Genomic DNA, 18951 nt, shown 5'->3' with positions numbered 1-18951 from the left:
GGTGAAGCATGAAAAAAGAGGTTCGTAAGGTTCGCATCGCTTTGGCCTCCCCGGAGAAGATCCGCTCCTGGAGCTACGGGGAGGTGGAGAAGCCCGAGACCATCAACTACCGCACCCTCAAGCCCGAGCGGGACGGCCTCTTTGACGAGCGCATCTTCGGCCCCATCAAGGACTACGAGTGCGCCTGCGGCAAGTACAAGCGCCAGCGCTTTGAGGGCAAGGTGTGCGAGCGGTGTGGCGTGGAGGTGACGAAGAGCATCGTCCGCCGCTACCGCATGGGGCACATTGAGCTCGCCACCCCCGCCGCCCACATCTGGTTCGTCAAGGACGTCCCCTCCAAGATCGGGACCCTCCTGGACCTTTCCGCCACCGAGCTGGAGCAGGTCCTCTACTTCAGCAAGTACATCGTCTTGGATCCCAAGGGGGCCATCCTGAACGGGGTCCCGGTGGAGAAGCGCCAGCTCCTCACCGACGAGGAGTACCGGGAGCTCCGCTACGGCAAGCAGGAGACCTACCCCCTGCCCCCCGGGGTGGACGCGCTGGTGAAGGACGGGGAGGAGGTGGTAAAGGGCCAGGAGCTTGCCCCCGGGGTGGTGAGCCGCCTGGACGGCGTGGCCCTCTACCGCTTCCCCCGCCGCGTCCGGGTGGAGTACGTGAAGAAGGAGCGGGCCGGGCTCAGGCTTCCCCTCGCCGCCTGGGTGGAGAAGGAGGCCTACAAGCCCGGCGAAATCCTCGCCGAGCTCCCCGAGCCCTACCTCTTCCGGGCCGAGGAGGAGGGCGTGGTGGAGCTTAAGGAGCTGGAGGAAGGGGCTTTCCTCGTCCTCCGCCGGGAGGACGAGCCGGTGGCCACCTACTTCCTCCCCGTGGGCATGACGCCCCTCGTGGTCCACGGGGAGATCGTGGAGAAGGGCCAGCCCCTGGCCGAGGCCAAGGGCCTTCTCCGCATGCCCCGCCAGGTCCGGGCCGCCCAGGTGGAGGCGGAGGAGGAGGGGGAGACGGTCTACCTCACCCTCTTCCTGGAGTGGACGGAGCCCAAGGACTACCGCGTCCAGCCCCACATGAACGTGGTGGTCCCCGAGGGGGCCCGGGTGGAGGCGGGGGACAAGATCGTGGCCGCCATTGACCCCGAGGAGGAGGTCATCGCCGAGGCCGAGGGGGTGGTCCACCTCCACGAGCCCGCCAGCATCCTGGTGGTCAAGGCCCGGGTCTACCCCTTTGAGGACGACGTGGAGGTTTCCACCGGGGACCGGGTGGCCCCGGGGGACGTCCTCGCCGACGGGGGCAAGGTCAAAAGCGACGTCTACGGCCGGGTGGAGGTGGACCTGGTCCGCAACGTGGTCCGGGTGGTGGAGTCCTACGACATTGACGCCCGCATGGGGGCCGAGGCCATCCAGCAGCTCCTCAAGGAGCTGGACCTCGAGGCCCTGGAGAAGGAGCTTCTGGAGGAGATGAAGCACCCCTCCCGGGCCCGGCGGGCCAAGGCCAGGAAGCGCCTGGAGGTGGTGCGGGCCTTCCTGGACTCGGGGAACCGGCCCGAGTGGATGATCCTCGAGGCCGTCCCCGTCCTTCCCCCGGACCTCCGGCCCATGGTCCAGGTGGACGGCGGCCGCTTCGCCACGAGCGACCTCAACGACCTCTACCGCCGCCTCATCAACCGCAACAACCGGCTGAAGAAGCTCTTGGCCCAGGGGGCCCCCGAGATCATCATCCGCAACGAGAAGCGGATGCTCCAGGAGGCGGTGGACGCCCTCCTGGACAACGGCCGCCGCGGCGCTCCCGTGACCAACCCCGGCTCCGACCGGCCCCTCCGTAGCCTCACCGACATCCTCTCCGGCAAGCAGGGCCGCTTCCGCCAGAACCTCTTGGGCAAGCGGGTGGACTACTCGGGCCGGAGCGTGATCGTGGTGGGGCCCCAGCTCAAGCTCCACCAGTGCGGCCTGCCCAAGCGGATGGCCCTGGAGCTCTTCAAGCCCTTCCTCCTCAAGAAGATGGAGGAGAAGGGCATCGCCCCCAACGTCAAGGCGGCGCGGCGCATGCTGGAGCGCCAGCGGGACATCAAGGACGAGGTGTGGGACGCCTTGGAGGAGGTGATCCACGGCAAGGTGGTCCTCTTGAACCGCGCCCCCACCCTGCACCGCTTGGGCATCCAGGCCTTCCAGCCCGTCTTGGTGGAGGGGCAGTCCATCCAGCTCCACCCCCTGGTCTGCGAGGCCTTCAACGCCGACTTTGACGGGGACCAGATGGCCGTCCACGTCCCCCTCTCCTCCTTCGCCCAGGCCGAGGCCCGCATCCAGATGCTCTCCGCCCACAACCTCCTCTCCCCGGCCTCCGGGGAGCCCCTGGCCAAGCCCAGCCGGGACATCATCCTGGGCCTCTACTACATCACCCAGGTGCGCAAGGAGAAGAAGGGGGCGGGCCTGGAGTTCGCCACCCCCGAGGAGGCCCTGGCCGCCCACGAGCGGGGAGAGGTGGCCCTGAACGCCCCCATCAAGGTGGCGGGCAGGGAGACCAGCGTGGGCCGGCTCAAGTACGTCTTCGCCAACCCCGACGAGGCCCTCCTCGCCGTGGCCCACGGCATCGTGGACCTGCAGGACGTGGTCACCGTCCGCTACATGGGCAAGCGGCTGGAGACGAGCCCGGGCCGCATCCTCTTCGCCCGCATCGTGGCCGAGGCGGTGGAGGACGAGAAGGTGGCCTGGGAGCTCATCCAGCTGGACGTGCCCCAGGAGAAGAACTCCCTCAAGGACCTGGTCTACCAGGCCTTCCTCCGCCTGGGGATGGAGAAGACCGCCAGGCTCCTGGACGCCCTCAAGTACTACGGCTTCACCTTCTCCACCACGAGCGGCATCACCATCGGCATTGACGACGCCGTGATCCCGGAGGAGAAGAAGCAGTACCTGGAGGAGGCCGACCGCAAGCTCCTCCAGATTGAGCAGGCCTACGAGATGGGCTTCCTCACCGACCGGGAGCGGTACGACCAGATCCTCCAGCTCTGGACCGAGACCACGGAGAAGGTCACCCAGGCGGTCTTCAAGAACTTTGAGGAGAACTACCCCTTCAACCCCCTCTACGTCATGGCCCAGTCCGGGGCCCGGGGCAACCCGCAGCAGATCCGCCAGCTCTGCGGCCTGCGCGGCCTCATGCAGAAGCCCTCGGGCGAGACCTTTGAGGTGCCGGTGCGCTCCTCCTTCCGCGAGGGCCTCACCGTCTTGGAGTACTTCATCTCCAGCCACGGGGCCCGTAAGGGCGGGGCGGACACCGCCCTCCGCACCGCCGACTCCGGCTACCTCACCCGCAAGCTCGTGGACGTGACCCACGAGATCGTGGTGCGGGAGGCGGACTGCGGCACCACCAACTACATCTCCGTTCCCCTCTTCCAGCCCGACGAGGTGACCCGCTCCTTGCGCCTGAGGAAGCGCGCGGACATTGAGGCGGGCCTCTACGGGCGCGTCCTGGCCCGGGAGGTGGAGGTCCTGGGGGTGCGCCTCGAGGAGGGCCGCTACCTCTCCATGGACGACGTCCACCTCCTCATCAAGGCCGCCGAGGCCGGGGAGATCCAGGAGGTGCCCGTCCGCAGCCCCCTCACCTGCCAGACCCGCTACGGGGTCTGCCAGAAGTGCTACGGGTACGACCTCTCCATGGCCCGGCCCGTCTCCATCGGCGAGGCGGTGGGCATCGTGGCCGCCCAGTCCATCGGCGAGCCCGGCACCCAGCTCACCATGCGCACCTTCCACACGGGCGGCGTGGCCGGGGCCGCGGACATCACCCAGGGTCTGCCCCGCGTCATTGAGCTCTTTGAGGCCCGGCGCCCCAAGGCCAAGGCGGTGATCTCCGAGATTGACGGGGTGGTGCGCATTGAGGAGACGGAGGAGAAGCTCTCCGTCTTCGTGGAGTCCGAGGGCTTCTCCAAGGAGTACAAGCTCCCCAAGGAGGCGCGCCTTCTCGTCAAGGACGGGGACTACGTGGAGGCGGGCCAGCCCCTCACCCGCGGGGCCATTGACCCCCACCAGCTCTTGGAGGCCAAGGGCCCCGAGGCGGTGGAGCGCTACCTGGTGGAGGAGATCCAGAAGGTCTACCGGGCCCAGGGCGTGAAGCTGCACGACAAGCACATTGAGATCGTGGTCCGGCAGATGATGAAGTACGTGGAGGTCACCGACCCCGGGGACAGCCGCCTCCTCGAGGGCCAGGTCCTGGAGAAGTGGGACGTGGAGGCCCTGAACGAGAGGCTCATCGCCGAGGGCAAGACCCCGGTGGCCTGGAAGCCCCTCCTCATGGGGGTCACGAAGAGCGCCCTCTCCACCAAGAGCTGGCTCTCCGCCGCCAGCTTCCAGAACACCACCCACGTCCTCACCGAGGCGGCCATCGCCGGGAAGAAGGACGAGCTCATCGGCCTCAAGGAGAACGTCATCCTGGGCCGCCTGATCCCGGCGGGCACGGGTTCGGACTTCGTCCGCTTCACCCAGGTGGTGGACCAGAAGACCCTGAAGGCCATTGAGGAGGCCCGCAAGGAGGCGGTGGAGGCCAAGGAGCGGCCCGCCGCCCGGCGCGGGGTCAAGCGGGAGCAGCCCGGCAAGCAGGCTTAAGCCCGCCCCGCAAGGTGGAGGCCCCCGGTTTCCCCGGGGGCCTTTTTCCGGCATAATGGGCCCGTGCGCGCCCGGTTGTACGCCGCGTTCCGTCAGGTGGGCGAGGACCTCTTCGCCCAGGGCCTCATCTCCGCCACGGCCGGGAACTTCTCCGTGCGCACCAAGGGGGGGTTCCTCATCACCAAAAGCGGGGTGCAGAAGGCGAGGCTCACCCCGGAGGACCTCCTGGAGGTGCCCTTGGAAGGGCCCATCCCCGAAGGGGCGAGCGTGGAGAGCGTGGTCCACCGGGAGGTCTACCGCAGGACCGGGGCCCGGGCCCTGGTCCACGCCCACCCCCGGGTGGCCGTGGCCCTCTCCTTCCACCTCTCCCGCCTAAGGCCTTTGGACCTCGAGGGCCAGCACTACCTGAAGGAGGTCCCGGTCCTCGCCCCCAAGACGGTCTCCGCCACGGAGGAGGCGGCCTTGAGCGTGGCCGAGGCCTTGCGGGAGCACCGGGCCTGCCTCCTGAGGGGGCACGGGGCCTTCGCCGTGGGCCTGAAGGAGGCCCCGGAGGAGGCCCTTCTCGAGGCCTACGGCCTCATGACCACCCTGGAGGAGAGCGCCCAGATCCTCCTCTACCACCGCCTCTGGCAGGGGGCGGGGCCCGCCTTGGGGGGTGGGGAATGAGGGTCCTCTTCGTGGAGGGGAAGGACCGGGAGGCCCTGGTGGCCCTGGCGGAGGCCCTGCCCCATCCCTACTGGCTCCTCGAGGGCGAAGGGGTCTTCCTCCTCCAGGTCCTCGGGGCCGGGGAGGAGGCCCGGGCCCGGGCCGAGGCCGTGCCCGGGGTCAGGGTCTGGGCCTTCCGCCTGGAGGATGGGGTAGTCTATAGGGGATGCGGGAAGAGATCGGGTACGTCCCCGTAGGGGAGGCGGAGCTTTACGTGGAGGACGTGGGTCCCGTGGAGGGGCCCGCCCTCTTCGTCCTCCACGGCGGTCCCGGGGGGAACGCCTACGTCCTGCGGGAAGGCCTCCAGGACTACCTGGAGGGCTTCCGCGTGGTCTACTTTGACCAGCGGGGCTCGGGGCGGAGCCTGGAGCTTCCCCAAGACCCCAGGCTCTTCACCGTGGACGCGTTGGTGGAGGACACCCTCCTCCTCGCCGAGGCCTTGGGGGTTGAGCGCTTCGGCCTCCTCGCCCACGGCTTCGGAGCGGTGGTGGCCCTGGAGGTGCTCAGGCGCTTTCCCCAGGCGGAAGGGGCCATCCTCCTCGCTCCCTGGGTCAACTTCCCTTGGCTCGCCGCCCGCCTGGCGGAGGCGGCGGGGCTTGCCCCCCTCCCCGACCCGGAGGAGAACCTCAAGGAGGCCCTCAAGCGGGAGGAGCCCAAGGCCCTCTTTGACCGCCTCATGTTCCCCACCCCCCGGGGGCGGATGGCCTACGAGTGGCTCGCCGAGGGGGCGGGGATTTTGGGTTCGGACGCGCCCGGCCTCGCCTTCCTGCGCAACGGGCTTTGGCGCCTGGACTACACCCCTTACCTCACCCCGGAGCGCCGCCCCCTCTACGTCCTCGTGGGGGAGCGGGACGGGACGAGCTACCCCTACGCCGAGGAGGTGGCCTCGAGGCTCCGCGCCCCCATCCGGGTCCTCCCGGAGGCGGGCCACTACCTCTGGATTGACGCCCCCGAGGCCTTTGAGGAGGCCTTCAAGGAGGCCCTCGCCGCCTTGGTCCCCGCCCTCCGCGGGCCTCTGGTAGACTGAGGCCGTCACCGGGGGTGCCCCAAAGGGGCTGAGAGCATACCCTTGGAACCTGATCCGGGTCATGCCGGCGTAGGGAAGGTGACGGCCATCCCCTCCCGGTGACAAGGAGGGGCGCGATGCGGAAAATCCTGGCGGCTTTGGCGTTCCTGACCCTGGGCTTGGCCCAGGAGCTCGTGGTCCTCACCCACTCCAGCTTCTCCCTGGACAAGGCCCTCATCGCCCGGTTCCAGGAGGAGACGGGGATCCGGCTCCGCTTCCTCAAGGGAGGCGACGCGGGGGAGACCCTGAACAAGGCCATCCTCTCCAAGGGGGCCCCCATCGCCGACGTCCTCTACGGCTTTGACAACACCTTCCTCTCCCGGGCCCTCGAGGCGGACATCCTCCTCCCCTACGTGAGCCCGGAGATCCGGAACCTCCGCTCCGAGCTCCTTCTGGACCCCAGCTTCCGGGCCATCCCCGTGGACTACGGCTTCGTCAGCCTCAACTACGACCGGGCCTACTTCCGGGGCAAGGCCCTGCCGCAAAGGCCGGAGGACCTCGCCCGCCCGGAGTACGCCCGCCTGCTCGTGGTGGAGAACCCCGCCACCAGCTCCCCGGGCCTCGCCTTCCTGATGGCCACGGTGGCCCGCTTCGGGGAGGACGGGTACCTGGACTTCTGGGCCAGGCTCCGGGACGGGGGCGTCCGGGTGGCCAAGGGCTGGAGCGAGGCCTACTACACCCACTTCACCCTCCACGGCGGGGACCGGCCCCTGGTGGTCTCCTACACCACGAGCCCCGCCGCCGAGGTCTACTACTCCGAGGGCAAGTACAAGGAGCCCCCCACCGGGAACCTCTTCCCGGAGCTCGCCTTCTTCCAGGTGGAGTTCGTGGGCATCCTCAAGGGGACCAAGAACCTGGAGGCCGCCCGCCGCTTCGTGGACTGGCTCCTCTCCCGCCCCGTGCAGGAGAACATCCCCACGGAGATGTGGGTCTACCCCGCCAGGCGGGACGCCCGCCTGCCCGAGGTCTTCCGCTTCACCCCGCCTCCCGCCGGGGCCGTGCGCCTGGACCCGGCCCGCATGGCGGCGAACCGGGAGCGGTGGATTGAGGAGTGGACCCGGGTGGTCCTCCAGGGCCAGGACCCCGAGGCGGTGCGGGCCGGGCGGCGGTGAGCTGGGGTGGGCGCGGCCGCCCTGGTCCTCGCCTTCCTCGCCTTCGCCCTCTTCTACCCCTTAGGCCGGGTCCTGGTCCTGGGGGTGGGGGAGGGGTTCGGCCGCGCCCTGGCCAACCCCTACTACTGGGAGCGCTACCTCTTCAGCCTGGAGTACGGCCTCGGCTCCGCCCTCCTCACCCTGGCCTTGGCCCTACCCCTCGCCTTCCTCTTCCGCTGGCGCTTCCCGGGTAGGGCGGGCTTCCTCGCCCTTTCCACCCTGCCCTTCGTCCTGCCCACCCCGGTGGTGGCCTTGGGGTTTCTGGCCCTGGTGGGGCCTCGAGGGCTTCTGGGCCTGGACCTCTACGGCACCCGGGCCGTCCTCTACTGGGCCGCCCTTTTCTACAACCTGGGCCTCGCCCTGCGCATCCTCCTCCCGGTGGCCCTGGCGCTGGAAAGGCCCCTGGAGGCGGCCCGGGTCCTGGGGGCGAGCCCTTTTCGGGCCTTCCTCCGGGTGGGGCTTCCCCTCCTCCTCCCCGCTTTGGGCTCGGCGGGCCTCCTCGTCTTCCTCTACGCCTTCTCCGCCTTCGGGGTGCCCCTGCTCCTCGGAGGGCCCCGGTACGCCACCTTGGAGGTGGAGGTCTACACCCTTCTCGCCTACCGCCTGGCCTTCCCCGAGGCCAGCGCCCTCATGCTCCTCCAGGTGGCCACCTTGGCCGGGGTGGCCCTCCTCTACCTCCGCCTCCAGGGGGCGGTCCTCCCGCCCCCCGTTCCGCCCCGCCCCCTCCCGCGGGGGCGGGGGTGGGCCTTGGCCCTGGGGATGGGGGTCTTCTTCCTCGGGGTTTACGCCCCCCTCCTCGCCCTGGCCCTGCGCTTGGAGCCCCTGGCCTTGGTCTCCGCCTGGGCCTCGGAGGACTTCACCCCCTTGCCCCTGGCCCTGACCAACACCCTCCGCTTCAGCCTGGGGGCCTTGGGCCTGGCCCTCCTTTTGGGGGTGGCCTACGCCCTCGCCGCCCGGGGGAGGCTCTGGGTGGACCTCTTGGGCCTCCTGCCCCTCATGGTGAGCCCGGTGGCCGTGGGCCTCGGGTACCTCGTGGCCTACCCTGGCCTCCGGGGCTCCCTCCTTCTCCTCCTCACCGCCTACGCCCTCCTCGCCTACCCCCTCCTCGCCCGGGCCCTCCTCCCCGCCCTCCGGGGCCTCCCCCCGAGCCTCCTCCAGGCGGCCCGGGTCCTGGGGGCGGGCCCTTTTCGGGCCTTCCTCCGGGTGGAGCTTCCCCTCCTCCTCCCCGCCCTCTCCTCGGGGACGGCCTTGGCCCTGGCGGCCCTTTTGGGGGAGTTCGGGGCGAGCCTCGTCCTCTGGCGGCCCGAGTGGACCACCCTGGCCCTGGCCATCTACGAGCGGCTGGGCCGCCCCGGGGAGGGCCCTTTCCGGGAGGCGGTGGCCCTGGCCCTGGTCCTCGCCCTCCTCTCCGCCGGGCTCTTCTACCTTCTGGACCGGGGCCGGGGGCGGTTTGGCTAGGGGCCTTCCCCCTGGCAGGTGGGGCAGAAGTGGGTGCCCCGCCCGGCCACCACCCGCCGCTCCACCGGGCGCCCGCAGGCCGGGCAGGGGAGGCCCTCCCGGCCGTAGACGGCGTGGCGCGTCTGGAAGCCCCCAGGGAGGCCGTCGGGCTGGCGGTAGCTTTGGTCCGAGAGGGTGCTTCCCCCGAGTTCCACGGCCTCCGCCAGCACCTCGCGCAGGGCCCGGTAGAGGCGCCGCGCCTCCTCCTCGGTGAGGCTTCGGGCGGGGCGGAAGGGGCTTAGGCGGGCGCGGAAGAGGGCCTCGTCGGCGTAGATGTTGCCCACCCCGGCGGCGAGGCGCTGGTCCAGGAGGAGGGCCTTAAGGGGCCTCGCGCTCTCCTTCAGCCCTCGGAAGAACCCGGGAAAGGCGAAGGCCTCCGAGAGGGGCTCGGGGCCGAGGCGGAGGAGGAGGGGGATCTCCCGGTAGTCCCCGCGCCGCACCCCAAAGAGGCGCCCGAAGCGCCGGGGGTCGTGGAAGTAGAGGGTCCGGCCCTCGAGGACCAGGGCCGCCCGGGTGTGGGGCGTCGGCTCCAGCCGGAACCCCCCCGTCATCCCCAGGTGGGCCACGAGCTCCACCCCGCCCTCGAGGGCGAAGAGGAGGAACTTCCCCCGGCGGTCCACCTCCAGGATCCGCCTCCCCTCCGCCAGGGCCGTGTTCCGGTAGCGGGCGGGGTCGCGGTGGACCACCTGCCTAAGGGTCTGGCCCAGGACCAGGGGGCGCAGCCGCCTACGGGTGGTCTCCACCTCGGGAAGCTCGGGCACGGGGCCTCCTTTTCGCCAGGAAGCGGTAGAGCCGCTCGCCCGTCCCGAAGGGGACGAGGAGGAGGAGAAGGGGGTAAAGGGGCCAGAGGAGGGGAAGCCGCCGGGCCAGGGCGAGGAGGGCGGCGTAGCCCCGGTGGGTCCGGTCCCCCTCGAGGACGTGAAGCTCCTCCAGAAGCGCCTTCGGGTCCAGGCCGGAGGCCTCTTGCAAGGGCACCACCTGGAGGGTGCCCCCAAGGTCCAGGGCCTTGAGGGTCCGCCCCAGGGCGCGGCAGTAGGGGCAGGCGCCGTCAATCAGTACCCGCATGGGCCTCCACCGGGACCGGCTCCCCCTTCTCGTTCACCGCCACGTAGGTGAGGACCCCCTGGGTGGCCAGAACCCTTCCGTTCCCCTCCCCGAAGCGCTCCTTGTAGACCTCCACCTCCACGGTGAGGGAGGTCCGGCCCACCCGCACCACCCGGGCCACCACCTCCAGGAGGTCCCCGGTGCGGATGGGCACCTTGAACTCCACGCTGCCCACCGCCACGGTCACCACGGGGCGCTTGGCCCGGCGGGCGGCGGCGTAGGAGCCCACCTTGTCCATGAGCCCGAGGACGAAGCCGCCGAAGGCGGCCCCCAAGGGGTTGGTGTGCTCGGGGAAGACGAGCTCTAGGGTCCGCGCCTCCATAGCCTCCCCAGGTTACCGCTGGAGGAGGGCGTCGGTGAGCCTCGCCATCTCCCGGTCCTTCTCCGTGACCCCGCCTGCGGAGTGGGTCCACCACTCCACCGTCACCCGGCCCCACTCCACGGTGAGGCGGGGGTGGTGGTTTTCCCGCTCGGCCAGGGCCCCCACCCGGTTGGCGAAGTCCAGGGCCTCCCGGAAGTTTGGGAAGGCGAAGGTCTTGACGAGCCGCTTGGGGTTTTCCCGCTCCTCCCAGTCCATGCCTTCCAGGGTAAGGGAAAAGCCCCGGACCCATGGTGTCCGGGGCTTGGTTCTGGTTGCGGGGGCGGGATTTGAACCCGCGACCTTCGGGTTATGAGCCCGACGAGCTACCAGGCTGCTCCACCCCGCGTCGCCATTGGTTAATGTAGCAAATCCCCTTGGCCTTTGTCAACCAGGGCCGGGCTTGCCTTGCAAAGGTCAGGAGGACGGGTGTATATCTCTCTCCTGATGGGCAAGCGAGGCTTCCTTCGCAGGGAGGCAAGCCCCAAGGAGGTCCTGGAACACTGCCTGCGCCTGGCCCGGGAGGTGGCCCCTCCCACCCCCAAAGGCAAGCGGGGCCGCCCCTGGCGCTACAGCCACGCCCTTTACCTGGCCCTCCTTCTCTTCCGCGCCTTCTTCCACCTCACCTACCGCGAGACGGAGGCCTCACTCCAGGACCTGATGGAAGGCCCCTTCCCTTCCCACCAGTCCCTGGCCCGCTACGCCCTCAAGCACCTGGACCCCAAACTCCTTGAGGCCCTCCTGGAGAGGCTTTCCCGGGAACTGGAGGCCCATCTCGCCCCGGAGTCCTCGCCGGAAGGCGAAGCGGCTTCGGACGAGGCGCCGGCACACCTGGCGGCGCTTTCCCCCCCTCTACCTCATGGACACCACGGGGCTGGCCTACCGGAGCAAGGACCGGCTTCTCCGCTTTCGTCGGGGGAAGGAGGTGCGGCGGGTGCGGGGGCACGCGCGGCTTCTGGCCCTGATGCGGTGGGATAGGGAGAGGCGGCTCTTGTGGCCCTGGGGTGGAGTGGTGGGGGAGGGCTACGCCCCGGACCCCCGGCTTGGGGGGGAGGTGCTGAGGCGGTTTCCTCCTTCCCGGGGGTGGCTTTTGGCGGACGCGGGGTTTGACGGGAAGGAGGTGTGGGGGGTTTTGGGGGAGGCGGGGGTGCGGCCGGTGATCCGGCTTCGGGGCGGGGGCGAGGCCAGGGAGGAGGCGCGGGTGCGGGCGCGGGAGGGGTGGGACCCCGAGGTGTACCGGTTTCGCGGGGTGGTGGAGGGGGTGTTTGGGGGGATGAAGACGCGGCTGGGTGGGGGGTACCTTTGGGAGCGGAAGCCTTGGACGGCCATGGCGCGGGCGCTTTTGGAGCTCATCGCCTACGGCCTTAGGGTTCTTCTCTCCCTTCTCCCGCCCCCTCCGGGGTACAAGGCAATTTACTAGGCAAGCCCACCAGGGCCTTAAGGAGGCTTCGCGCGTAGGCCAGGGTGTCCTTTAGGGCCTTTGGGTCCAGGCGGGCGAAGGTGTCCGTGGGCCAGTGCCAGTCCGGGGGGACGCCCCCTTCCAGGCGGACGAGGGTGAGGGTGGGAAACCCCCTTTGCGCCAGGGGGAGGGTGTCAAAGTAGGCCAGGCGGTAGCGTACGGGCCTCGCCCCTGGGGTCTTGCGGGCGGCCTCGAGGAGCGGCCCCCGGTAGGGGACGTAGCGGAGCATCCCCTCCCCCTCGGCGTAGAAGAGCTCCCCCCGGCCCACGTTGTCCAGGTTGAGGACGAGCGTCCCCTCGGGCAGGTGGGGGAGGAGGGCCTTGGCCCCCAAGGCCCCCACCTCCTCGCACCCCGTGAGGGCGAGGCCGAGCCGGAAGCCCGGAGGGGGGTCGGTCTCCAGGAAGAGGGCCGTGGCCACGGCCACGCCGCTTGCGTTGTCGTTGCCCCCCTTCACGTAGGGAGCAGAAAGCTCCCGGTGCAGGAGGAGGGCGGCCTGGAGGAGGAAGTAGAGGCTTAGGGGCCATTTCAGGGGGGTGAGGGCCAAAAGGGGGGAGAGCAGGGCGAGGCAGGCGTTGAGGAGGAAGCTCCTCCGGAAGCCCTTCACCCTCTTGGGGTGGTAGAGGAAGTAGGTCTTGGCCGTGTCCACGTGGGCCATGAGGACGAGGGCCCTTGTCCCCTCCCCCTTCCAGGCGAGGAGGTTTCGCGAGGGGTGGCGGTCCAAAAGCCTTCCCCAGGGCCTCCTGCCCGTGAAGTAGAGGTAGAAGCCTAAGGCCCCCGCCAGGGGGAAAAGGGGAGAGAGGAAGCCGAGGCCCAGGAGGAGGCTTAGGGCCAAAAGCTCGGGGCCGTAGCTTCGCACCCCCCGGAAGGGGATCTCCGAGGGCTTAAGGCCCCGCGCCTCCAGGAAGCCGGCCAGCCTGCGGAAGGCCTCGGCCTCGAGGGCCGTGGCGCTTCCCCGGTGGGGGAGCTTAAGGAGCTCCAAGACCTCTTCCAGCGCCTCCACCTTCCCAGCATAATGGCCTCATGTGGGCCTTCCCCGAACGCTTTGAGGGGCGGCACGTGCGCCTGGAGCCCCTCGCCCTTGCCCACCTTCCCGCCTTTCTCCGGCACTACGATCCCGAGGTCTACCGCTTCCTGAGCCGGGCCCCCGTGGCCCCCACGGAGGAAGCCTTAAGGGCCCACCTGGAAGGGCTCCTTGGGGAGCCCGGCCGGGTGAACTGGGCCATCCTCTTCGGGAAGGAGGTGGCGGGGCGGATCTCCGTGATCGCCCCCGAGCCCGAGCACGCCAAGCTGGAGCTCGGCACCATGCTCTTCAAGCCCTTCTGGGGAAGCCCCGCCAACAAGGAGGCCAAGTACCTCCTCCTCCGCCACGCCTTTGAGGTCCTCCGGGCGGAGAGGGTCCAGTTCAAGGTGGACCTGAGGAACGAGAGGAGCCAAAGAGCCCTGGAGGCCCTGGGAGCGGTGCGGGAAGGGGTCTTGCGGAAAAACCGCAGGCTTCCCGATGGCGCCTTCCGGGACGACGTGGTCTACAGCGTCCTCAAGGAGGAGTGGCCGGGGGTGAAGGCGAGGCTAGAGGCCAGGCTCTATGGCGCTTCGGGAAACCCTTAGCCTCCTCGTCCTCCTCCTCGCCTACCTGGGCCTCGCCCTGGGGGGGCTTCCCGGCTACCGGATGAACCGGGCGGGGGTGGCCCTGGTGGGGGCAAGCCTCCTCGTGCTCCTCGGCGCCTTGGACCTCGAGGAGGCCTGGCGGGCCCTGGACCCCTCCACCCTGGTCTTCCTCTTCGGGGTCATGGTCCTGAACGCCCACCTGGGCTACGCGGGCTTCTTCGGCTGGGTGGCCGAGGGGCTTTGGAAGAGGGCCAGGACCCCCTTCGCCCTCCTCGTCCTCCTCAGCCTGGGCTCGGGCCTCCTTTCCGCCCTCTTCCTCAACGACACCATGGCCCTCCTCCTCACCCCCCTCGTCCTCCGCCTCGCCCGGGGCCTGGGCCTGAACCCCGTGCCTTACCTCCTCGCCCTCATGGCGGGGGTGAACACGGGAAGCCTCATGACCCCCACGGGAAACCCCCAGAACATCCTGGTGGCGAGCCTCTCGGGGATGGCCTACCTGGACTTCCTCCGGGCCCTTTTCCCCGTGGCCTTCCTGGGCCTCGCCCTGCAGGTGGGGCTCCTCGCCCTCCTCTACCCCGAGGCCCGCTCCCTAAGGCCCCTTCCGCCCCCTCCCCCTTTGCGCTACCGGCTCCACCCCGGGCTTCTCCGCAAAGGGCTTCTCGTGGCCTCGGGGCTCCTCCTCGCCTTCCTCCTCGGCTACCCCATGGCCCAGGGGGCCTTGGTGGCGGCGGGGCTTCTCCTCTTCACCCGGAGGCTCCGCTCGGAGCGGTACTTCATGCGGGTGGACTGGGAGCTTCTGGTGATGTTCGGCGGGCTCTTCGTCCTCACCGAAGGGGTGCGCCGCCTGGGGCTCGCCGAGGCCCTTTTGCCCCTCGCCTCTAGCCCCCTCGGGCTCCTCCTCGCCGCCACCCTCCTCTCCCTCCTCATCTCCAACGTGCCCGCGGTCCTCCTCCTCGCCCCCCTGGCCAAGACCCCGGAGGAGTGGCTCCTCCTCGCCGGGGGGAGCACCCTGGCGGGCAACCTCACCCTGCTCGCCAGCGTGGCGAACCTCATCGTGGCCGAGGGGGCGGGACGGGAGGGGGTGCGGGTGGGCCTCCTGGAGCACCTCCGCTTCGGGCTTCCCCTCACCCTCTTCTCCCTGGCCCTCCTCTACCTGGGGCTAGCCTAGCCGGGCCTCGAGCCAGCCCCCGAGGGCCAGGACCTTCCCGTCCTCCCCGTACGCCCCCACCACCTGGAGCCCCACCGGCATCCCCTCCACCTTGGCGAAGGGGAGGGCGAGGGTGGGGACCCCGAGGAGGCTGAAGGGCAGGGTGAGGGTGATGAAGGCCTCGCGGTGGCCCTTCCTGCCGGACTCCAGCTCCACCTCCTCCGTGCCCAAGGGAGGGGCGGGGAGGGGCTGGACGGGGAGGAGGAGGGCGTCCACCCCCCTCAGGGCCTTCACCAGCTCCAGCCTGAGCGCCTCCCGCTCGGCCACGGCGTCCCGGTAGTCCTTCTCCGTGAGGGCGAGGCCCGCGAGGAGGGCTTCCCGCACCTGGGGGGAGAAGCCTTCGGGATGCTCCTTCAGGGCCTTCTCGTGGATCCGGGCCGCCTCGTAGCGCACCAGGCGGGTGTAGACCTCGTAGACGCCTTCCAGGGGAAGGGAGACCTCCCTCACCTCGGCCCTTAGGGCGGGGAGATCTTCCAAGAGCCGGGTGAAGGCCTTCCGCACCTCCACCCCAAGCCTCCCCTCCAGGAAGTCCAGGGGGACCCCGAAGACGGGGTTCTGGACGCCCTCCAAGGGAATGCTCTCCCCGGCCAGGATCTCCGTGAGGAAGTGGGCGTCCCGCACACTCCGGGTGAGGGGCCCGGCGTGGTCCGTGGAGCGGGAGAGGGGAAGGGCCCCTTCCAGGCTCACCCGGCCGTAGGAGGGCTTGAAGCCCACCACCCCGTTGAAGCCCGCGGGGATGCGGATGGACCCCCCGGTGTCCGTGCCCAGGGAGGCGAGGCCGATCCCTAAGGCCACGGCCACGGCGCTCCCGCCGCTAGACCCCCCGGCCTGGCGGCTGGGGTCCACGGCGTTCCGCACCGGGCCCGTCCAGGGGTTCTCCCCGGTGATGCCCAGGGCGATCTCGTGCATGTTGGTCTTGGCGAAGAGGAGGGCCCCGGCCTCCCTCAGGCGGCGCACCGCCCTCGCCTCCTCGGGAAGGGGAGGGAGGGGGGCCTTCGTCCCCGCCCGGGTGGGCATCCCCTTCACGGGGAAGAGGTCCTTTACGGTGAGGGGAAGGCCGTGGAGAGGCCCCCGCACCTGGCCCCGCCTGAGCTCCTCCGTGAGGGCCAGGGCCTCCTTGCGGGCGGCCTCCTCGTCCAGGTAGGCGAGGGCGTTCCGGTCCTGGAAGGCCTTGGCCCGCTCCAGGGCCTCTTCCAAAAGGGCTAGAGGGGTGGTCCTTCCCGTTTCCAGAAGGCGCTTCGCCTCAAGCAGGTCCATGCTCCATTATAAAAGCGCCTTCCGGCTCCTCGGGTAGGGGCTTTCCGGGCCAGGTGTAGGTGAGGACTTCCCGCTCCTTTAGGGCCAGGGCCAAAAGCTCCTCCGTGGGCAGGCGGGCCTCCGTCTCTAGGACCACCTCCAGCCTCGCCCGGGTCACGGGGTGCTTGGGGGCGAAGAGGGTGCAGCACTCCTCGTCGGGGAGGATGGAGGTGGCGTAGGTGCCGATCCTCTGGGCCTCGGCCACGATCTCCTCTTTGTCCCACCCGATGAGGGGCCGGAAGACGGGGAGGGTGGCCGCCTGGTTCACGGCGTGGAGGTTCTCCAGGGTCTGGGAGGCCACCTGGCCCAGGCTGTCCCCGGTGCAAAGGGCGAGGGCGCCTTCTTCCCTGGCGATGGCCTCGGCGATCCTCAGCATGTAGCGGCGGTAGAGGACCACCCGGTAGGCCGTGGGGGCCTCCACGATGATGTGGCGCTGGACCTCGCTGAAGGGGACGAGGTGGAGCCTCAGGCGGTGCTGGAAGCGGGCCAGGCGCTCGGCGAGGGCCTTGGCCTTCTCCCGGCTCGCCCCCGAGAGGAGGGGGAAGGGGTGGAAGTGCACGAGGACCACCTCCGCCCCCCGGCGCATGAGGCGGTAGGCGGCCACCGGGGAGTCAATCCCCCCGGAGAGGAGGGCCACCACCCGCCCCGAGACCCCGGGGGGAAGCCCCCCGGGGCCCGGGTGGCGCTCCACCTCCAGGAGGGCCGCCCCGGGGAGCACCCGGACCACGAACTCCCGCTCCGCCCCCTTGAGCCGCACCGGGGCGCCCGTTTTTCCCTTCACGAAAGCCCCGAGGGCCCGCTCTATCTCCGGGGAGGTGAGGGGAAACGCTTTGTCGGAGCGCTTGGCGGTGATGCGGAAGCTCCCGAAGGCCTGGCCCTCCAGGGCCTTTTCTAGGGCGGCCTTCAGGGCCTCGAGGTCGGGCGGGGTCCTATGGACCCGGGCGAAGCGTTCCACCCCCAGGGTGTCCTGGAGGCGGGCCTTGGCCTCGGGCCAGGCCTCCTCGGGGAGGCGGAAGAGGAGGGCCATGGGCCACTCCCCCTCGAGGGCCACCCCCAGGCCCTTTAGGGCCCGCCGCACGTGGGCCTTGGCCCGCTTGAGGAAGAAGGGGCGGTTTTTCCCCTTAAGGGCGAGCTCGTGGAAGAGTTGCACGAGAAGCAGGGTTTCCATGACGTCCTTTCTAGGGGCAAAGCCCCTTGACCGCGAGGAAGAGCCGGCTGCAAAGGGAGCCTTGCCTCGCGGCCGCCTTGAGCTCCTCGGGCCGGCCGAAGCGGAAGGCCGCGTAGTAGGTCTTGCCCGGCTTGGGCTCAGGGAGGCGGGGCCTTCCCAGAAGCCTTCCCTCGTAGACCCAAAGCTCCAGGGTGTACCCCGGCCGCTCCTCCACGCCGAAGGCTATGGGCCCGGCCTCGGCCACCTCCGCGCCGAGCTTCTCCCGGGCGACCCTTAAGGCGGCCTCCTCCAGGGTCTCCTCCCCCTGGAGGCTCACCGCGGGAAGCCCCCAGGCCCCGGGAAACTCGGGGTCGTCCTGGGGGCGGAGGACGAGGAGGAGCCCTTCCTCGCCCCAGGCGGCCAGGGCCACGGAGCGCTTCCTGGGCATCCCGGCGCGCACCTTCTTAGGCTAGCAGGATTGTGGCCGAGGCGCAAATTCCCGCCGCGCTATTGGGGGGTTCCCTTGCGGATCCAGGCGATGAGGGCCTCCGCCGCCACCAAGTTGGTGGCCAGGGGCACCCCGTGCACGTTGCAGACCCGCATCAGGGCCTGGACGTCCGGTTCGTGGGGCTTGGCGGTCAGGGGGTCCTGGAGGAAGACCACCGCCAACACCTTTCCCTCGGCCACCCGGGCCCCGATCTGCAGGTCCCCGCCCAAGGGACCGGAGAGCACCCGCTCCACGGCGAGGCCCGTGGCCTCCTGGATGCGGGCCCCCGTGGTCCCCGTGGCGAGTAGGGGGTAGCGGGCCAGGACGTCCTTGTGCCGCAGGCAAAAGGCCACCATCTCGTCCTTCTTGGCGTCGTGGGCGATGAGGGCCAGGGCCTTCATGGGCATATTGTAGGCTTGGGGCATGGGGCGCGCGCCTTGGGGTTTTGGAAGTCCGCAGGTTGGCTTCGCCACACGGGACGCCCAGGCTGGGGCTTGGGGGAGACCCCACCGCGGCGAAAGCCGGGGTGGGGGGCTTAGGGCCGGGAACAGGGGTGGGAGGTAGCCCATGGCCCTCACCTTCCGCGAAGCCCAGGAGGAGGTGGACGCCTGGATCTCCTCGTTCCGGGAGGGCTACTTCCCGCCCCTCCTGATGCTCGCCCGTCTGGCGGAGGAGCTCGGCGAACTCGCCCGGGTCCTGGCCCACCGCCACGGCAAGACGCCGAAGCCGGGGGAGGCGGAGGGGGACCTCGCCGAGGAGCTCGGCGACCTCCTCTTCGTCCTCATCTCCCTGGCCAACCGGGAGGGGGTGGACCTCGAGGCCGCCTTCCGCCGGGTCATGGCCAAGTACCGGGCCCGGGACCGCTCGCGCTGGACCCCTAAGGATGGCGGCTAGGGCCCTCCTCCTCGCCTTGGGGGTGGCTTGGCTCAGCCGGCCCTGAGGCCCAGGACGAGGCCGCCCACGAAGCTCGCGCCGAAGGGGAGGTTGTGGGTGAGGGTGGCGAGGAGCCTGTCCCAAAGGTTTCGGAGGGCGGGCTGTTGCAAAAGGGGCTCCACGTCCCGCTGGATCCGGGTCCAGTCCACCTCCACGTAGCCCGCCTGGGCCAGGAGCTGGAGGGCCACGAAGAGGAGGCCGAGGGCGATGGCCAGAAGCCGCCCCACCTTCTTCAGGGCGTAGCCCACGGCGTAGCCGGCGAGGCCGCCAAAGGTGATCTGGCCCAGGTAGGGGGTGAGGTCGGGTAGCTCCACGGTTCCCACCCTAGCGCGGGGAGGGCGGCGGGGCAAGCG

The 18951-nt window shown here is 70.3% G+C and carries 21 protein-coding genes, 1 tRNA gene and 1 riboswitch; of the genes, 10 read left to right on the top strand and 12 right to left on the bottom strand.

Features of this window, described 5'->3' with window-relative positions:
• The first annotated feature begins 8 nt into the window (after positions 1 to 8).
• From rpoC to TTH_RS09175, 6 genes are all read left to right on the top strand, one after another.
• Complete coding sequence (gene rpoC, locus TTH_RS09200) at positions 9 to 4583, top strand: DNA-directed RNA polymerase subunit beta' (protein ID WP_011228934.1); 4575 nt, start codon at positions 9 to 11, stop codon at positions 4581 to 4583.
• 63 nt (positions 4584 to 4646) lie between these two features.
• Positions 4647 to 5249 carry a fuculose-1-phosphate aldolase gene (locus TTH_RS09195; RefSeq protein ID WP_011173835.1) on the top strand — a complete coding sequence of 201 codons (603 nt, stop codon included), beginning with the start codon at positions 4647 to 4649 and terminating at the stop codon, positions 5247 to 5249.
• Positions 5246 to 5485 carry a hypothetical protein gene (locus TTH_RS09190; protein WP_011228933.1) on the top strand — a complete coding sequence of 80 codons (240 nt, stop codon included), beginning with the start codon at positions 5246 to 5248 and terminating at the stop codon, positions 5483 to 5485. Before TTH_RS09195 ends, TTH_RS09190 begins: the two co-directional genes overlap by 4 nt.
• Positions 5455 to 6315 carry an alpha/beta fold hydrolase gene (locus TTH_RS09185; RefSeq protein WP_011228932.1) on the top strand — a complete coding sequence of 287 codons (861 nt, stop codon included), beginning with the start codon at positions 5455 to 5457 and terminating at the stop codon, positions 6313 to 6315. The genes TTH_RS09190 and TTH_RS09185 overlap by 31 nt, the downstream gene beginning before the upstream one ends.
• A riboswitch (TPP riboswitch) is annotated at positions 6316 to 6409 on the top strand. It begins immediately after the preceding gene.
• A gap of 22 nt (positions 6410 to 6431) precedes the next feature.
• The gene (locus tag TTH_RS09180) at positions 6432 to 7466 is read left to right on the top strand and encodes a thiamine ABC transporter substrate-binding protein (RefSeq protein ID WP_011228931.1); all 1035 of its coding nucleotides are present in this window, start codon (positions 6432 to 6434) and stop codon (positions 7464 to 7466) included.
• A 6-nt stretch (positions 7467 to 7472) separates the two neighbouring features.
• Complete coding sequence (locus TTH_RS09175) at positions 7473 to 8963, top strand: ABC transporter permease (RefSeq protein ID WP_011228930.1); 1491 nt, start codon at positions 7473 to 7475, stop codon at positions 8961 to 8963.
• Here the strand turns inward: TTH_RS09175 and TTH_RS09170 are convergent.
• The 6 genes from TTH_RS09170 to TTH_RS11545 form a co-directional block, all read right to left on the bottom strand.
• Complete coding sequence (locus tag TTH_RS09170) at positions 8960 to 9763, bottom strand: DNA-formamidopyrimidine glycosylase (protein WP_011173830.1); 804 nt, start codon at positions 9761 to 9763, stop codon at positions 8960 to 8962. The two genes, TTH_RS09175 and TTH_RS09170, sit on opposite strands and share 4 nt — an antisense overlap.
• On the bottom strand, positions 9729 to 10067 hold the full coding sequence (locus TTH_RS09165) for a DCC1-like thiol-disulfide oxidoreductase family protein (protein WP_011228929.1): 339 nt from the start codon (positions 10065 to 10067) through the stop codon (positions 9729 to 9731). The genes TTH_RS09170 and TTH_RS09165 overlap by 35 nt, the downstream gene beginning before the upstream one ends.
• Positions 10051 to 10428, bottom strand: coding sequence for an acyl-CoA thioesterase (locus TTH_RS09160; protein ID WP_011173828.1), 378 nt, complete (start codon positions 10426 to 10428; stop codon positions 10051 to 10053). The genes TTH_RS09165 and TTH_RS09160 overlap by 17 nt, the downstream gene beginning before the upstream one ends.
• 12 nt (positions 10429 to 10440) lie before the next feature.
• The gene (locus TTH_RS09155; protein WP_011228928.1) at positions 10441 to 10683 is read right to left on the bottom strand and encodes a 4a-hydroxytetrahydrobiopterin dehydratase; all 243 of its coding nucleotides are present in this window, start codon (positions 10681 to 10683) and stop codon (positions 10441 to 10443) included.
• Positions 10684 to 10736: 53 nt separating this feature from the next.
• Positions 10737 to 10813: transfer RNA gene (locus tag TTH_RS09150), tRNA-Met, on the bottom strand.
• A gap of 296 nt (positions 10814 to 11109) precedes the next feature.
• On the bottom strand, positions 11110 to 11295 hold the full coding sequence (locus tag TTH_RS11545) for a hypothetical protein (protein WP_223966770.1): 186 nt from the start codon (positions 11293 to 11295) through the stop codon (positions 11110 to 11112).
• On the opposite strand from TTH_RS11545, the gene TTH_RS09145 reads away from it, so the two are divergent.
• Positions 11237 to 11884: a transposase gene (locus tag TTH_RS09145; protein ID WP_224065233.1), complete on the top strand. Its 648-nt coding sequence runs from the start codon at positions 11237 to 11239 to the stop codon at positions 11882 to 11884. The genes TTH_RS11545 and TTH_RS09145 overlap by 59 nt on opposite strands.
• On the opposite strand, the gene TTH_RS09140 is transcribed toward TTH_RS09145, so the two are convergent.
• Positions 11829 to 12923, bottom strand: a complete 1095-nt coding sequence (locus TTH_RS09140; protein WP_011228926.1) for a M28 family metallopeptidase — start codon at positions 12921 to 12923, stop codon at positions 11829 to 11831. The genes TTH_RS09145 and TTH_RS09140 overlap by 56 nt on opposite strands.
• A gap of 20 nt (positions 12924 to 12943) precedes the next feature.
• Between TTH_RS09140 and TTH_RS09135 the strand changes: the two genes are divergently transcribed.
• Together TTH_RS09135 and TTH_RS09130 are read left to right on the top strand one after the other, a co-directional pair.
• Positions 12944 to 13528: a GNAT family N-acetyltransferase gene (locus TTH_RS09135; RefSeq protein ID WP_011173825.1), complete on the top strand. Its 585-nt coding sequence runs from the start codon at positions 12944 to 12946 to the stop codon at positions 13526 to 13528.
• The gene (locus TTH_RS09130; protein WP_011228925.1) at positions 13506 to 14696 is read left to right on the top strand and encodes an SLC13 family permease; all 1191 of its coding nucleotides are present in this window, start codon (positions 13506 to 13508) and stop codon (positions 14694 to 14696) included. The genes TTH_RS09135 and TTH_RS09130 overlap by 23 nt, the downstream gene beginning before the upstream one ends.
• Here the strand turns inward: TTH_RS09130 and TTH_RS09125 are convergent.
• From TTH_RS09125 to mgsA, 4 genes are read right to left on the bottom strand one after another with little or no spacing between them, the layout of a single operon-like run.
• Positions 14688 to 15992 (bottom strand): amidase, encoded by a 1305-nt coding sequence (locus TTH_RS09125; RefSeq protein ID WP_011228924.1) that lies wholly within the window; start codon positions 15990 to 15992, stop codon positions 14688 to 14690. The two genes, TTH_RS09130 and TTH_RS09125, sit on opposite strands and share 9 nt — an antisense overlap.
• Positions 15979 to 17199 (bottom strand): tRNA uracil 4-sulfurtransferase ThiI, encoded by a 1221-nt coding sequence (gene thiI / locus TTH_RS09120; protein WP_011173822.1) that lies wholly within the window; start codon positions 17197 to 17199, stop codon positions 15979 to 15981. Before thiI ends, TTH_RS09125 begins: the two co-directional genes overlap by 14 nt.
• Positions 17200 to 17209: 10 nt before the next feature.
• Positions 17210 to 17626 carry an NUDIX hydrolase gene (locus TTH_RS09115; protein ID WP_011228923.1) on the bottom strand — a complete coding sequence of 139 codons (417 nt, stop codon included), beginning with the start codon at positions 17624 to 17626 and terminating at the stop codon, positions 17210 to 17212.
• 59 nt (positions 17627 to 17685) lie between these two features.
• Positions 17686 to 18066, bottom strand: a complete 381-nt coding sequence (gene mgsA, locus TTH_RS09110; protein WP_011228922.1) for a methylglyoxal synthase — start codon at positions 18064 to 18066, stop codon at positions 17686 to 17688.
• Positions 18067 to 18232: 166 nt separating this feature from the next.
• On the opposite strand from mgsA, the gene TTH_RS09105 reads away from it, so the two are divergent.
• Positions 18233 to 18559 carry a nucleotide pyrophosphohydrolase gene (locus TTH_RS09105; RefSeq protein ID WP_008633725.1) on the top strand — a complete coding sequence of 109 codons (327 nt, stop codon included), beginning with the start codon at positions 18233 to 18235 and terminating at the stop codon, positions 18557 to 18559.
• A gap of 32 nt (positions 18560 to 18591) precedes the next feature.
• Here the strand turns inward: TTH_RS09105 and TTH_RS09100 are convergent, their stop codons facing one another.
• Positions 18592 to 18912 carry an FUN14 domain-containing protein gene (locus TTH_RS09100; RefSeq protein WP_164926073.1) on the bottom strand — a complete coding sequence of 107 codons (321 nt, stop codon included), beginning with the start codon at positions 18910 to 18912 and terminating at the stop codon, positions 18592 to 18594.
• Positions 18913 to 18951 lie beyond the last annotated feature (39 nt).

The sequence above is a fragment of the Thermus thermophilus HB8 genome (genome assembly GCF_000091545.1).
Lineage (GTDB): Bacteria > Deinococcota > Deinococci > Deinococcales > Thermaceae > Thermus > Thermus thermophilus.
This window is presented reverse-complemented; position numbering and strand designations above follow the sequence as displayed.